Below are 15,011 nucleotides of genomic sequence, written 5' to 3' on the forward strand. Positions count from 1 at the left end.
GTGAAGCATCTCATCGACAAACTCAGTCAGCCCGGACGTGTCCGCATTTGCGGGGCACCCGCAGGCCAAGACGCGCGCGTGGTGGCGGAATTGGCCGACGGCGGACAAGACGTTCTGTTCGTGGCGCGTGATGACATTTCCGCAGCCCGCATGACCGACGCCCTGCAGTTTTTTGCCCCAAACGTTGAGATCTTGGAATTTCCCGCTTGGGACTGCCTACCCTACGACCGGGTGTCGCCCAATGCCGCTGTGGTCAGCGCGCGGATTGATACGTTGACGCGCTTGCTCAACAAAGATTTGCGCGCGCGGGTGGTTATCGCCACCGTCAGCGCCTTTTTGCAACGCGTGCCGCCAAAGGACGCCTTTGCCGATTCCAGCCTGATTTTGCGGGCGGGCGACGAGATCGATCCGGACAAGCTCGACACCTACCTGGTCGAGCACGGCTATCACAACGCCCAGACCGTCATGGAGCCCGGTGAATTTGCCAAACGCGGCGGCCTGGTCGACATCTTCCCGACCGGATCAAAAGAGCCGGTGCGTCTGGATTTTTTTGGTGACGAAGTGGAAACCATTCGCCGTTTCGACCCGGCCTCTCAACGCACAACAGGGGAGCTGGAAGAACTGTCCTTGCGCCCCGTGTCCGAAGTGCCTTTAAACGAAGACGCCATTTCACGCTTTCGCACGGGCTATCGCGCTTTGTTTGGGGCGGTCACCAAAGAAGACCCGCTGTATGAAGCTGTGTCCGAGGCGCGGCGCCACATCGGTATGGAACACTGGTTGCCGCTGTTTTACGACGGGCGTTTGGACACCGTGTTGGACTACATGCCCAAGGCCGCCGTTCTGCTGGATCATCAAAATGCAGACGCGGTTGATGCCCGCCTCGACTTGGTTGAAGAATATTACCAAGCCCGCAAAATCATGATGGACGGGGCCAAAGGCACGCAGACCCAAGACGCACCGATTTACAAACCGATCCCGACCGAACGCTTGTATGTCCAGGCGAGCGAGATGGATACGCTGCTCAAAGCCTATGGGACGGCTGACCTTGACCCGTTCGACGCTCCCGAAACCGATGAGGTCCTCAGCGCAGGTGCCAAAGCGGGGCGCGAGTTTTCGGACGCGCGCATGAACCCAGACGCCAACGTCTTTGATGCGTTGGGCGAACACATTCAGTATTTGGCCGGGCAGGGCAAAAGCACCGTCATCGGCGCATTCACCAACGGCACACGCGAACGGCTCATGACGGTGATGGGTGAACACGGACTTGGCCCCTTGGTGGAAATTGAAGCTTGGTCGGAAGCAGGGGCGCTCAAAAAGGGCACGATTGGCGTTGCTGTCTTGGGTTTGGAACGCGGTTTTGTCACCGAAGACATCGCCGTCATTTCCGAACAAGACGTGTTGGGTGAGCGCCTATCGCGTCCCGGCAAACGCAAAGTCAGTGCCCAAAACTTCATCGCTGACGTCTCCACCCTGTCCGAAGGCGACATGGTCGTGCACGTGGAACACGGCATCGCGCAGTACGCGGGCCTTGTGACCTTGGACGTTGGCGGGGCTGCACACGATTGTTTAAAGCTGGTTTATTCCGGCGAAGACAAGCTGTTCCTGCCGGTCGAAAACATCGACGTGATCACGCGCTACGGCTCCGAAGATGCGGGCGCGCAGCTGGACAAGTTGGGCGGTGCCGCATGGCAAGCGCGCCGCGCGGGCATGAAGCAGCGCCTCAAAGACATGGCCGAACAGCTGATCAAAATCGCAGCATCCCGCGAACTGCGCGAAACGGCAAAAATGGTGCCCGACGCCGGTGCCTTGGACGAATTTGCGTCTCGCTTTCCTTATGGAGAGACCGAAGACCAAGCCCGTGCCATTTTCGACGTGGTGGGCGATTTGGCCAAGGGCCGCCCGACGGATCGTTTGGTCTGTGGCGACGTGGGCTTTGGCAAAACCGAGGTTGCCTTGCGCGCCGCCTTTGTCGCAGCCTTGTCCGGTCGCCAAGTGGCTTTGGTGGTGCCGACCACATTGCTGGCGCGCCAACACTTCAAGAACTTCCAAGAACGTTTCAAAGGCTTTCCGGTCAAGGTCGCACAGTTGTCGCGTCTGGTGACCAGTAAAGACGTGAAGCAGATCAAGGAAGGCATGAAAAAAGGGGACATCGACATTGTCATCGGCACACATGCGCTGTTGGCCAACGATGTGAAGTTCCGGGACTTAGGCCTTTTGATCGTTGACGAAGAACAACACTTCGGCGTCAAACACAAAGAACGTCTGAAATCCATGAAGTCGGACGTGCATGTTCTGACGCTCACCGCCACGCCGATCCCGCGCACATTGCAGCTGGCTTTGACAGGTGTGCGTGAAATGAGCTTGATCGCTACGCCACCTGTAGACCGCTTGGCCGTTCGCACCTTTGTGATGCCGTTTGATCCCGTGGTGGTGCGTGAAGCCATCATTCGCGAACGGTTCCGTGGTGGTCAGACGTTCTATGTCTGCCCGCGTATCCAAGATCAAGCGCATCTGCAAAAGAAACTCAAAGAACTGGTCCCCGAAGCCTCCGTCGCTGTGGTCAACGGCCAAATGCCGGCAAGGGATCTGGAAAACGTGATCTCTGAATTTTACGAGGGCAAATACGATGTGTTGCTGTCCACCAACATCATTGAAAGCGGCCTGGATCTGCCCAGTGTGAACACCATCCTTATTCACCGCGCCGATATGTTTGGGCTTGCTCAGCTCTATCAATTGCGTGGCCGCGTGGGGCGCAGCAAAACGCGGGCGTATGCCTACCTGACGTTGCCACCCGGCAAAAAGCTCACACCCACGGCGGAAAAACGCCTAACCGTGATGCAGACCTTGGACACCTTGGGGGCAGGCTTCCAATTGGCGTCCCACGACTTGGACATTCGCGGTGCGGGCAATTTGCTGGGCGAAGAACAGTCCGGCCACATCCGCGAAGTGGGAGTGGAGCTCTATCAACAGATGCTCGAAGAAGCCGTGGCCGAAGCCAAGACCTTGGCCGAAGGCGGGGAGGTGAGTTTGAGCGGGAATGAGGATTATTCACCGCAAGTCTCACTTGGCATTCCGGTGCTCATTCCCGACAGCTATGTAGCCGATTTGAACCTGCGCATGGAGCTCTATCGCCGGGTTGCTCGCTTAAGCTCCGACCAAGAAAGCGAAACCTTTGCAGCCGAAATGATCGATCGCTTTGGATCGCTGCCGGGCGAAGTGGAAAACCTGCTCAAAACCGTCGCGATCAAACGCCTGTGTCGTCAGGCACACATCGACAAAATCGACAGCGGTCCCAAAGGGGCTGTGGTGTCGTTCCGCAACGACCAATTCCCCAACCCTTTAGGCCTTGTCAAATACATCCAAGACCAAGTCGGCACGGCCAAGCTGCGCCCAGACCAAAAGGTTGTGCTCAAACGCGCGTGGAATTCCGGTGAGGATCGCTTAAAGGGCGTCACCAGTTTGGTCAAAACCTTAGCGCAAATCGCACAAGCTGATCCAGTTTAAGCGGCAGTTGTTGCCGCCGACGCGGCGTCCAGAAGACGCGCCAATATCTCTGACGGTTGTGCACCTTGAAGGGCCAACTCTCCGTCCAGCATAAAGCACGGAACCCCATTAACCCCTTGACGGTGGGCGAGGTTGTTTTGATCGCCGACCCAGGAGACATCCATGGTGCTGTCGAGGTACATATCCAATGCCCCGCCATCCAATCCAATGGACCGCCCGATGTTCGAAAGCTCGTCCGGTTCACCGATGTTGACGCCGTCTTGGAAGTAGGCGCAGAACAGACGCTCCACAGCTTGCTCTCCAAGTCCATGTTCGGCGGCATAACGCACCAAACGATGGGCATTTACGGTCGACGGGGTGTGTTGAATGCGATCAAATTGAAAGTCGATTTCTTCCGACTGTCCGGTTTCTTCCAAGGCCCCCAATAAACGTCGCACGCGGGCTTCCGATCCGAATTTATGCAGCATATAAGCTTGGCGATCCATGCCGCTGAGGGGCATTTCAGGGTTGAGCATAAACGGGCGCCACTTGAGCTCAGCACTGATGGTCGCACGTTGGCCCAGGGCGCGTTGCAGGCGGCGCTTACCGATGAAACACCACGGACAAATCGGGTCGAAATAGATGTCTATTTGCATGGCAACTATTCTTTCACTATTCCCTGTCATGGTCGAGAAGTTTACAAGTTCCATGTTGAACGTAATTTCATCTAAATGGTTTAAAGTTCTTTGTTATGAAATCAACGAATATCACCCGCGTCGAGCACCGGATTGCCGCAGAAGAACGCCATAAAGCAAACGGTCATCGCGGAGGCGTCATTTGGCTGACGGGGTTGTCCGGCTCAGGCAAGTCAACCTTGGCCTTCACCCTGGAAAAGCACCTGTTTGAGTTGGGCTTTCAAGCCTTTGTTTTGGATGGCGATAATGTGCGCCATGGCCTTTGTGGTGACTTGGGGTTTCATGAACACGATCGGCGCGAAAACATACGGCGCGTTGGGGAAGTGGCCGGTCTGTTCTCTCGCTCTGGTGTCGTCGCCATCGCGGCCTTTATTTCTCCATACCAAGAAGAGCGCCAAATGGCGCGTGAAATCGCCGGAGAAAACTTTATTGAAGTTCATGTTGCAGCGTCTCTTAAGGTCTGCGAACAACGCGACCCAAAAGGCCTTTATAAAAAGGCGCGTGCGGGAGAAATCAAAGATTTTACGGGTATCGATGCGCCATACGAAGAGCCTGAAAAACCCGATATTCGTATTGATACCGGTATTGAAACCGTAGAAACCTGTACCGCACAATTGGCAGATTTAATCCAAAAACGTTTTAAAATCTGACACATATAGCGCTGCATACTGTGCAACCGCAACCATTGGCGCACTGTTGTTCGTCTTTATAATGACAAAGATGGTCTACTAGGCTCCATAATCAAAGTCATTTTTTGCCATCAAAAGGTCACTTGGGTTCATAGCTAGGGATTGATATGTTTCCGTCATGAGCTTACCAGTGTCGATCCCTGTTAACCCCAAGATTAACCGCGCAGCGTTGTGCGATGGGCGCGCGCGCTTTCGTGAAATTGTGGACGCCATCAATGCAGATCATGGTGCGCGTTTGCACGATCACCGCGATACGGCAGACTTTTTCTACGATTTAGGCGAAGAGCCTGCGGGCAAAGCAAATCCGGTCGATATCGAACACACCATGGACGGCGTCAATGTCATCGTCGTGCCGGGCTTTATGGGTGAGTGCTTTGCCTCCATTGTGGATTGCCTCACCGACGGCTTATCGCACATCGAAACCTTTGGGGCTCGCACGTCCATTGCTCAAGTGGCAGGGCGGGGCGGGAGCTCCCACAATGGCCGGATCTTGCGTGAGCACATTCTGAACGTGACCCGCGACAGCGACAAACGCACAATCTTGATCCCCATGTCAAAGGGAGCTCCAGATACTTTGGAGATGCTGGATCAATTCCCTGAGATAGCAGAACGCATCGACGCCATCGTGTCTTTGGTGGGCTGTGTCGGGGGCTCACCGTTGAGATACACGGTGCCAACGTGGCTTCGGGTGTTTTTAAGCTCTTGGCCGATCCCCAATTGCAAACCCTATGGTATGGCCCCGGCCATCAGCATGGACCCCAGGGTTCGGGCAGAATTTTTAGAACGTTTTGCCTTCCCCCAAAGTGTCAAAACGTATTCCGTCGGGGTTGTAACGTCTGAAGATCAAGTCTGTAGGGGCATGCTGCACCCGTACCAAACGCTGCGTAAATTTGACCCTGTAAATGGCCATTTAAACGATTCACAGTTGATGCTGGCCGACCAAATTCTGCCCAACGCAAAGTTTTTGGGCGCGCTCAACAGCAATCACGTCGCAGCCGCCATGCCGGTTGAGCGCAGCCATCACTGGTTCGCGCGTTTGGTCGCAGGGGTCGCACTGGACAAAACGGCATTTCCCCGGGAAGTCCTGGTCGAAGCCATTGTGCGCCAGGTTCTGGAAGACCTTCCGATCTCTTAAACCCAGCTCCTATTTCGAAGCGATCAATTCGTCCAAGATCCGCAACACTTCCAAGGACGGCTTTTCGACCAACTCGATTTCCGCCAAAGCACCTTCCAAGTCGTGGTCCGCGTATCTGCGAGCGGCTTCAATACCGTGAATGTGAACCTGGGCGTGGGGCTCTTCCAAAGCTTTGAACGCCGGGTGGCTGAGGATCGTCGGATCCGTAATACCCGCAACCCATTTGCCCAAACGACAAGAGGTGTGATCCGCAAGCTCGTCCGGGTTCAGCGTCGTGCGGCCGATGACCATTTCGGCCAATTTCTTTTTCCAGATCACGTGATCCGATTTCGCCCGCACAATGGCCGCATTGGGGACTTGCATGGTCATCACGTCGTCCATGTCGGCGGTGATGCCTTTGTCGGCCTTGTCCATGGCGTCCACAACAGTGTCAATAGACTCCACGTTCTTGCTGGCCATTTGGGCGATCACCGCAATACCTTGGCTGACTTCGTTGGAGGCCTCGGTCTGTTGGCTCAAGACATTGGCGATTTCACCCATGCGCGTCGTCACATCGGTGATGCGCGTGGCAATGGTATCCATTTCGTTGCCCGTGGTTTGGATCACCTCACGCCCAGCAGCCACAGCGTTTGCGCCTTCTTCCATAGAGTGAACGATGACATTCATTTCACTGCGCAGGTGCTCAATACGCTTGGTGATTTCATCCGTCACGTGCGACGTTTGATTGGCGAGGTTTTTCACCTCAGAAGCCACAACGGCAAAGCCTTTACCCGCTTCACCTGCGCGCGCAGCTTCAATCGTTGCGTTCAGTGCCAACAAGTTGGTTTGCTTTGCAATACCGTCGATTTCACCGACCATGTCACTGATCTGCAAGGCGGCTTCTTGAAGGGTATCGACTTTGGCCGCAGCACCTTCGACAGCTTGCGCAATGCTTTCCATGGAGGTGATCGAACGCTCAGCAGCAGATTTGCCGGAATTCGCCGCCTCATGCGCCAATTCGGCTTCTGCAGCCGCAGCATCGGAGTTTGAGGCAATGTCTTTGACGGTGGCGACCATCTCTTCGGTGGCCGCTGCAATGGATTGAGAGCGATGATCGACCTCACGCACATCGCGGGTCATGGAAGCAGCACCAATCACAGCATCGTTCAACGCAACGGAAACACTGACCATACGCTCCAACGAACGACCGCCAAAGCCCATCATCTTATCGGCGACAAGTCTGATCTTATGCCCAATGCGCGACGAGCCTTCCGGAACTTCGATGAATTCACCGTCTTCCAGTTTAGACAGAGCGCCTTCGATATCTTCATCAATATCCGTGACGACTTCATCCGTGTTTTGCTCGAGCATGCGTCCTATCCCTCAAAGAATCAAAATTTGAATGCATCATAGTTTAGCAATACGTGTGAGTAAATTATTTCAAACGTGAAACTATTGAAATATATGTGATATTTTCCATACAATTTAAACCTTCGGGGGGGGCTCATAATCGTTTTTGTGGGTTTGGGCTTGTCAGCATGGATTGGCTGGGTTAAGAGACGGGCAACGCGAAAGCGCCAAAATTTTGGATACGGAGAGGTGGCAGAGTGGTCGAATGCGGCGGTCTTGAAAACCGTTGAGCCTTCGCGGGTTCCGTGGGTTCGAATCCCACCCTCTCCGCCAAAATCCTGTTTGCGCACGTTCGCGAAACCCTGGAAAAACAGCGGAATTACAAGCTTTTGAACCCTGAATGTATTCTTCAGGGTTCGCTTGCGTGCGCGTGTTTTCGGGAGCATAGTATAGGTCTATGTATAGGTTGGGGTGTTTGGCTCCCCACTGGATAGGTCTTTTGATATGCACACACTCACTGCATCTCGTTTGAAGAATCTCACAAAACGCGGCTTGCATGGCGACGGCGGCGGGCTGTACCTGCAAATCACTGCTGCTGGCCACAAATCGTGGATATTCAGATACCGCGTCGGCAGCAAGCTGCGTAACCACGGACTTGGCGCACTGCACACCGTATCGCTAGCAGAAGCACGCGAGAAAGCGCAGGCCTGTCGCCAGCTCCGCCTGCAGGGGATCGACCCTATCGAGGAACAAAAACGAAAGCGTTCAGTGGCAGCGCTTGAGGCTGCTCGCGCCTTCACATTTCAAGACTGTGCAGAAGGCTACATAGCTGCCCACAAGGCAGGTTGGAAGAATGCAAAGCATGCCGAACAATGGACACGGTCTCTGGAGATGTTTGTCTATCCCCATTTCGGCAGTCTGCCAGTTGCAGATATAGATGTCAGACTGGTGCTCAAAGCCATCGAGCCTATTTGGGCAACTAAGTCCGAAACGGCCTCACGAGTGCGCGGGCGCATAGAGGCAGTGCTGGATTGGGCAAAGGTGCGCGGCTATCGCAGCGGCGAAAACCCTGCCCAGTGGCGTGGCAACTTATCACACCTCCTACCTGCCAAGCAGAGGATTAGCAAAGTAATCCACCACGCAGCACTGCCTCATGCTGAGATGCCACGTTTCTGGGGTGAGCTGGTCAAGCAACCTGGCATGGGCGCACAAGCACTGCAGCTCACCATCCTCACTGCCTGCCGCACTGGTGAGGTGCTGCAGGCCACGTGGGATGAATTTGATTTTGAGAACGGCATTTGGACTATTCCAGCGGAGCGCATGAAAGGCGGGGCGGAACACCGTGTGCCGCTGTCGTCTGGCGCTGTGTCACTCTTGGAAAAACTACAGAGAGAACGATCTAGTGATTATGTCTTTCCCGGAAGCAAGGAAGGAAAGCCGCTATCCAACATGGCTATGAAAATGGTGCTCCGTCGCATGGGGCGCGACGACCTTACCGTGCATGGGTTTCGCTCAACGTTTCGAGACTGGGCTGCAGATGCCACAGATGCCCCCAGAGAGGTGGCCGAGGCCGCGCTGGCACACACCCTCACGAGCAAGGTGGAAGCAGCGTATATGCGCTCAGATTTGTTTGAGAAACGGCGGGGGTTGATGAAGGGCTGGTGTACTTTTTATTCAGCAAACTAGACCGAAAAGTCTATTTATTATCTTTTTGTTTGATCACATCAAGATCGCTTATTGCTTTTTTCTTGAGCTTTTCCTCATCATCCGCATCATTATTGTTTGCCAAATAGTACTTATTCGACATCGATGTATCAAGACAGTACCAAGCTGAAAACACGCCTCCAAAAAATAATATATAAATATACACAGCAAAAATAAACGCAACCGTATAGCTAATCAAATTCCAAAAAACCAACAGCAAATTGTTTCCGTTTGCCAAATACACGACAGAGTTGTTTATGAAATCATAAAAAAAGCGTAAAACAGAGCTATTGCTTCCTGAATAGTCATAGAATAAATATGAAAAAATGAGCAGCGTTGACGCTATAAAATACCAAGGGTATTCACGTGGGCTTTTTTTAGGATTTAGGATTTTGCAATCCTCAGTTAACTTTACAATGATTTTGTTAAGTATGAATATTGCAAAAATTGCAAGCGGATCTTTGTCCCTAAAGACAGTCCTCCATTTAACACCAACTACAAGTAGTAGCCATGCTAGCGCTCCAGCCAAAAAGGCCGGATAGATTAACTTGTCAGCAAGGTCATTCATCTTTCACCAAAGGTCACGCACTCAACTTCTTTGTATCTGAAATGAGAGATAGTTCCTGTGCATAAGAAGCCAACTCTTCTCCGTATTCGGGATCATTGACATTGGCAAACATTTTTCCATCAACGTTTACAAGATAGCTTTTAGAATCAACCAAGATAAATCGGCATTTGCATCGAGATATGTCACGCAGTTTTATTGTGCTCGACATATGATTGGCAGAAGAGTTTGCCAATGCAAGCAGAAGCATATTTCGATCCGCCCCCCCGTCCGGCTCATTCTTTAAATAGATGTCAATTGGAACGTTTTTTTGTGAAGCACTTAGGGCTGCATCAATGATCAGAGGACTAGCAAAATAGGGCCTCTCATTCATGCTGTTTGAGAGATTATCATCAAATATTACGATCTCTTCATTTGCGCGCTTCATAAGCTCACTGATCAAATAAACAATATCTGACTGGGTGGCTCCCATTTTGCTTAGTGCTAAAAATACATTTGAGTTGCTTTGGATTGCATCGCGAATTGTAGATATGGTTTGAAGAGCTTCTTGAGCATCTTCTTTATTACTAAACACATATGATCCTGAACGGATATGATATGAATGCATCCGCATAAGGATGCTTGAAAAAGTGCGCCGGTATCTGTCCAGGGTTTCCATAATTGTAAAAGTTCTCTCAGCCGTTTTGACATGGGATTTAACATCGCCAGATTCTGGTTTTGATGAACTATTATCCGAGTCTGCCTTTCCGCGCAATAGTTGCATAATATTATTTGTGCTCTTTTTAGCATATTACCAGAGTCACCTTTTTTTGACATGTATAAATATCCAACCAGTAATTCTGTCCTAGGCATTCCACTGAGGTACGGAGCACTAAGGGTGCAACCCTTAGCAAGATCGTATTTCGGAGCATCAAGGCTATGCTCTGTGCAGAAATGCAATCTTGCCGCCGTTCACCGCTCATTGTTGAGCGGGTTTCTAAGGGCAGCCGCCCTTAGCAAGTCGGAGTTCTGGCAGAGCATGAACATGCTCTGTGCAGATACTCAAACTTGCACCCAGCTCACCGCTCAATTTTCATCGCTTTTTTGCTCGTCATGTCGCACTCATTAGCAGTGAAAGAAAAAGGATATCTGAGATACTGGAGCACTACGAAACAACCCGCGACCTGGGTCATGCTGCGTGCTATAATTACACTGCATGTTGCGTTGGCGTTCGTCCTTGTTCGCTGGCAAGAGGACATGTAGCACGTATAGGTCAAAGTATAGGTACAGCATATGTACCACACACTAAAACATCTATTTTTACAGTAAAAACAATCGGTTAATGTATTCGGGCATCTCCACCATTTCGGACACCCTCTCCGCCAAAAGAAAAGAGCCCCAACCGGGGCTCTTTTCTTTTGGAGACGAGGGTTTGGTGAACGAAGCCAAGTTCGGCGGTTGGGGCAATGATCATTTCGCCATCACTTTGACTTTAGAATCCAAGCCATTATGATTGCCAAAAGCTTTGATACGGGGAAAAGCGATGCGTGTAATTTGGGGGATTTTATCATTTGCCGTGCTTTTGTGCTTTGGCGAGGCTCAGGCTCAGATCCAGGCCCCAAAGCCTCTTTACCAGCTGAAGACTGAATTTTCGGAAGATGCCTTCGTCTGGTCAAAGGCCAAAGGAACTGGGGTGATTGCCGGTCAGGCCAGCTTGGTCGCGCAAGGCGGGTTCGTTCAGTATCCGGGTGAAAAGCCGGTCATTTTGATCGCGCGCAATGCCTACACTGACGAAATCGTCTCGACCTCTCGTCAACCCGGTTTTTTCAACACGTACTCCGACGTTGCAAAACATCCTGGATATTTTCAATTTCGACGGGTCGTCCAACCGGATGAAAAAGGCCGTTTTCGCTTTGAAAACTTACCGGCAGGGGAGTGGTACATTGCCTCAACCGTCATCTGGTTTACCCGGGACCAGTTGGGACAAATAAGTGTTCACGGTGGAAACGTTTGGGGTCTTATTACACTTGATGACGGTGAAATAAGAAACAATCTACACTTAAACACGACAACAGATCTGTTGGAGTAAGGGAATCAGTGGTTGATGCTTTTTGCGTCTGAAAGAGGAGTTCACCTACAATGATGTACCCCTGTATGGGGCGCGCCCGCGCACGCTCGTTATCTTTACGTCGCAATTTGATGTTCAGCACTGTTGCCGCCGCAACGTTGGCGACAGCAATCGCTTTCACGCTTTAAGTCTAAAGGCTGAGTGCTTTAGCGCCACAAAGAGAATGCTGCGCGAACGGTTTTATTGAACAGCTCTGAGATACGGAACACGTCGCTTGTGGCTGTTTCCAGACTTTTGGCAAATTCCGCGTCAACAGGTGCGGTGCGGAGATCTTCGGCCAAGGACTGTCCCCGGTTCAAATTCACAATCTTTTGCGCATCCCCAGATAGGCTGACGGTGTCGTTAACCGTGCGATCTGGACCCGTACTATCTGCGTTGGACTTGGACGCATTTTGACCCGTGTCTTTCCCCGTGGCTGAGACCTGCTCACGACCGGAAGACATATTAAACGCATCACGAACCGAATTCGGCTGGGCGTTTTGGGCATCAATCGTATTCATAAGATACACTTTAGCACATTGTGCGCCGCTGCACAAAAAAATGGCCCGGCGGGGTTACCACCGGGCATACAGTGAAGGTATTGATCACTGAAGACCTATTTTATTTGATGGAATTGTACGCTGCCTTGAAGGCGTCGCGGTCCATATCCGTTTCGAAATAAACAGCGACGGCCTTTTGATGCAACTCCGTCGAAATGGCTTCGATTTCGACGTCCCATTCTCCGTTGCAGTTTTGGTCCAACCAATCTTCAATCTTCGAGATCGGCGTTGATGTTTTGAATTTAATGCCTGTGCTCAGGGCCATTTGTACACCTCTTATTTTCCAACCCTATTTTTAGACATACTTATCTTTTTGGAGGCTTTCAAGCGCAGAGTTCCGGGGGATTGGGCCACTTTTTTGCATTTTTTCAACAGAGCGTCACAAGCAGTTCCATTCCTTACGTTTTTTTAACGGCCAATCTTTATAAGTAATTGTGCCAGATGATGAATCATCGAAACAACCGCCTGTCAGAAGATGGGCGATGCACAAGACAGGACGTCGACGATGCAATATAAATTGGTGCTTTTGACCGCAGTTTTCTTGGGCTTGGTTGGCCATTCCACCACGCTGCAAGCGTCTTCTCAAAAATTGGCGCAAACTGAAATCGCCGCGGTCCCCGCTGCGCCCATGCGCTTAACCGTTCAGGGATTTTGCAAGGACGGAATTCCGACGTTTTTCCTGCTCAATAAGGGCAAAAAATGGCCCCGTAGCGCCTTGGTGAAATTGTACTTTGCGGATGATCAATCCCCCATTGGCCAGCGACGTGTCCGCCTGAAAGCGCGCCAGAAAATATCCTTGTCCGTAAAGGCCGGTTTGGGGCAGGGGCGTCCGCTCGCCCTTTGGGTTGAACCCAGCTGGTACACCCGCCACTTTAAGTTTGATGCGAACCTGAACTGCAGCGCGGAGCCATCTTCTTGAAAACAGGCCATAACCATCACTTAAAATACGCATTTTGGTGTTTTCGTGACTGGAATTGACCACCCGAATGCGGCTAAAGTGGTGCCATGACGCGACCTGCACCTGCAAATCCAACGACCGAGCCTGAACTTGGCCCCGATCGTGGCTCAGATCATGAAGAGCAACAAGCCTTGCAAAGCCCGCTTGGCACACCCGAAGCCGTCCTGGTTGCCGGGTATGCCGAACCTGCCGTTTTGCTGAACTTGGTAACCGGAACTTCCGTCGCCAATCGTCATGCCACACGGATTTCGGAATTGTTCTTGAATGGACTGGATGACAAACTTGCGACCTTGACCGCAACCTGCATACAAACCGGACAACTCACCAGTACCAATATTTCGCTCCCAACGTCTTCGGGCCAGGTGATTTATCAGCTCCACATGATCCCGCATATCATGGGCGATCAGATGCTTTATCTGTTCCACGACCAGACCTTGGATAGTAATTTGCGGGACGCGTTGATTGAATCACGCCAGCGCTTTAAGGACTTGGTTGAAGTCTCAAGTGATTTTTGCTGGGAAGTCGGCACCGATGGCAGTTTCGATTTTGTCTCGCGCACCGGGGCGCTTGGCTACACACCGGAAGAAATGATCGGGCGCGCTCCTGATGAATTCATCGTCGGCGCGGACGAATACGATCCAATCCCATTTTTAACCGACAGGCGCGTGGAAGATATTGAGATTTGGATGAACCGGGCCGATGGTGGCATGGCCTGCGTTGTCGTGTCCGCTATTCCTTTCCATGACGATGACGGCTCGTCCATGGGCGTGCGGGGGGTGTGCCGTGACGTCACCGCGGAACGCGAGCGGGCCACAGCCTTGGCTCAAGCCCATCAGCGCGAACAGGTCTTGGGCTACATCGTCAACACCATCCGCGACGAAATCAATCCAACCGATATGTTGGGTGCCGCAGCAGCCGCCACCGCGCGCGCCATGGGCGCCAGCGGTTGCCGTATTTTGCGCATCAAGTCCCATAGTGAAACAGGCAGCAGCCCTCATATAGACTACGAGACCGCCGCAGAATTCGGTGCGGGTGGACCAGGCCAGTTCGGCGACGATGTTTTGCTGTTTGACACCGACAAACCCTGGTTGCGCGAAATCGAGCTGGAAGGCTGGAACCTCATCGTGGCCCCGTGTCTACATGCCGGCACCATCAACGGTGTGATTTGCTTGTGGAAGCGCGGCACTTGGGTGGATGACGACCGCTTGTTGGTCAACGACATTTCCAACCAATTGGGCATCGCCATTGAACAGATCGAAAATCACGAAAGCATTCTGAGATTGTCGCGCACGGATGCGATGACGGGGCTATTGAACCGCCGGGCCTTTTACGACGAAGAGCTGCCGCGTCACTTCAAACGCTTGGAACACGACGACACCTGTGGCGCTTTATTCTATGTCGATATGGATAATTTCAAGCTGGTCAACGATGTCCACGGCCACCAAAAAGGGGACGAGGCAATCATTGCCTTGCGTGATTTGCTTTATGACTTCGTGCGTCCCGGCGACGTGGTTGCACGTTTGGGCGGGGATGAGTTTGCTCTGTGGCTCGACGGGATGAACGAAGACACCGCGACGTCGCGTTCTCACCAACTGTTGAAGCTGTCTGAACGTCTGCGCCCGTTGTCCGGTGCTGAGGATAAGCCGCTCGGCATTTCCATTGGCATCGCCGTTTATCGCCCACAATCGGGGGAAAGCTTGGAAAGTCTCTTGGCCCGCGCCGACGCGGCCATGTATGAAGTCAAGCAGAACGCCAAAGGTGATTCCTGTTTGGCCTCCCCATTTCAAGCATTAGAAGGTTAACGCTA

13 protein-coding genes and 1 tRNA gene are annotated in these 15,011 nt (G+C 52.3%); 7 read left to right on the forward strand and 7 right to left on the reverse strand.

Annotation, left to right across the window (positions count from 1 at the left end):
* The gene (gene mfd / locus V5T82_RS02450) at window positions 1-3,504 is read left to right on the forward strand and encodes a transcription-repair coupling factor (RefSeq protein WP_332894003.1); all 3,504 of its coding nucleotides are present in this window, start codon (window positions 1-3) and stop codon (window positions 3,502-3,504) included.
* Here the strand turns inward: mfd and V5T82_RS02455 are convergent.
* A complete protein-coding gene (locus V5T82_RS02455; RefSeq protein ID WP_332894004.1) occupies window positions 3,501-4,139 on the reverse strand; it encodes a DsbA family oxidoreductase in 639 nt (212 codons plus the stop codon). The genes mfd and V5T82_RS02455 overlap by 4 nt on opposite strands.
* Window positions 4,140-4,234: 95 nt before the next feature.
* Between V5T82_RS02455 and cysC the strand changes: the two genes are divergently transcribed.
* Entirely contained in the window at window positions 4,235-4,828 is a 594-nt protein-coding gene (gene cysC / locus V5T82_RS02460) for an adenylyl-sulfate kinase (protein ID WP_332894005.1), read from the forward strand.
* Between the two features lie 157 nt (window positions 4,829-4,985).
* Window positions 4,986-6,002 carry a hypothetical protein gene (locus tag V5T82_RS02465; RefSeq protein ID WP_332894006.1) on the forward strand — a complete coding sequence of 339 codons (1,017 nt, stop codon included), beginning with the start codon at window positions 4,986-4,988 and terminating at the stop codon, window positions 6,000-6,002.
* A gap of 9 nt (window positions 6,003-6,011) precedes the next feature.
* On the opposite strand, the gene V5T82_RS02470 is transcribed toward V5T82_RS02465, so the two are convergent.
* On the reverse strand, window positions 6,012-7,352 hold the full coding sequence (locus V5T82_RS02470; protein WP_332894007.1) for a methyl-accepting chemotaxis protein: 1,341 nt from the start codon (window positions 7,350-7,352) through the stop codon (window positions 6,012-6,014).
* Window positions 7,353-7,574: 222 nt separating this feature from the next.
* Here V5T82_RS02470 and V5T82_RS02475 point away from each other — a divergent pair.
* Window positions 7,575-7,664, forward strand: a tRNA-Ser gene (locus tag V5T82_RS02475).
* Between the two features lie 171 nt (window positions 7,665-7,835).
* A complete protein-coding gene (locus V5T82_RS02480; RefSeq protein WP_332894008.1) occupies window positions 7,836-9,017 on the forward strand; it encodes a tyrosine-type recombinase/integrase in 1,182 nt (393 codons plus the stop codon).
* A gap of 10 nt (window positions 9,018-9,027) precedes the next feature.
* Here V5T82_RS02480 and V5T82_RS02485 read toward each other — a convergent pair whose 3' ends face one another.
* Together V5T82_RS02485 and V5T82_RS02490 are read right to left on the reverse strand one after the other, a co-directional pair.
* On the reverse strand, window positions 9,028-9,603 hold the full coding sequence (locus V5T82_RS02485; protein ID WP_332894009.1) for a hypothetical protein: 576 nt from the start codon (window positions 9,601-9,603) through the stop codon (window positions 9,028-9,030).
* Window positions 9,604-9,616: 13 nt separating this feature from the next.
* A complete protein-coding gene (locus V5T82_RS02490) occupies window positions 9,617-10,363 on the reverse strand; it encodes a hypothetical protein (RefSeq protein ID WP_332894010.1) in 747 nt (248 codons plus the stop codon).
* 729 nt (window positions 10,364-11,092) lie between these two features.
* Here V5T82_RS02490 and V5T82_RS02495 point away from each other — a divergent pair.
* The gene (locus tag V5T82_RS02495) at window positions 11,093-11,668 is read left to right on the forward strand and encodes a hypothetical protein (RefSeq protein ID WP_332894011.1); all 576 of its coding nucleotides are present in this window, start codon (window positions 11,093-11,095) and stop codon (window positions 11,666-11,668) included.
* 185 nt (window positions 11,669-11,853) lie between these two features.
* Here V5T82_RS02495 and V5T82_RS02500 read toward each other — a convergent pair whose 3' ends face one another.
* From V5T82_RS02500 to V5T82_RS02510, 3 genes are all read right to left on the reverse strand, one after another.
* A complete protein-coding gene (locus tag V5T82_RS02500) occupies window positions 11,854-12,207 on the reverse strand; it encodes a hypothetical protein (protein ID WP_332894012.1) in 354 nt (117 codons plus the stop codon).
* A gap of 100 nt (window positions 12,208-12,307) precedes the next feature.
* Window positions 12,308-12,511, reverse strand: a complete 204-nt coding sequence (locus V5T82_RS02505) for a hypothetical protein (RefSeq protein WP_332894013.1) — start codon at window positions 12,509-12,511, stop codon at window positions 12,308-12,310.
* Between the two features lie 369 nt (window positions 12,512-12,880).
* The gene (locus V5T82_RS02510; RefSeq protein ID WP_332894014.1) at window positions 12,881-13,267 is read right to left on the reverse strand and encodes a hypothetical protein; all 387 of its coding nucleotides are present in this window, start codon (window positions 13,265-13,267) and stop codon (window positions 12,881-12,883) included.
* Between V5T82_RS02510 and V5T82_RS02515 the strand changes: the two genes are divergently transcribed.
* Window positions 13,252-15,006 (forward strand): bifunctional diguanylate cyclase/phosphodiesterase, encoded by a 1,755-nt coding sequence (locus tag V5T82_RS02515; RefSeq protein WP_332894015.1) that lies wholly within the window; start codon window positions 13,252-13,254, stop codon window positions 15,004-15,006. The two genes, V5T82_RS02510 and V5T82_RS02515, sit on opposite strands and share 16 nt — an antisense overlap.
* Window positions 15,007-15,011: the final 5 nt, after the last annotated feature.

This window comes from Magnetovibrio sp. PR-2, from assembly GCF_036689815.1.
Lineage (GTDB): Bacteria > Pseudomonadota > Alphaproteobacteria > Rhodospirillales > Magnetovibrionaceae > Magnetovibrio.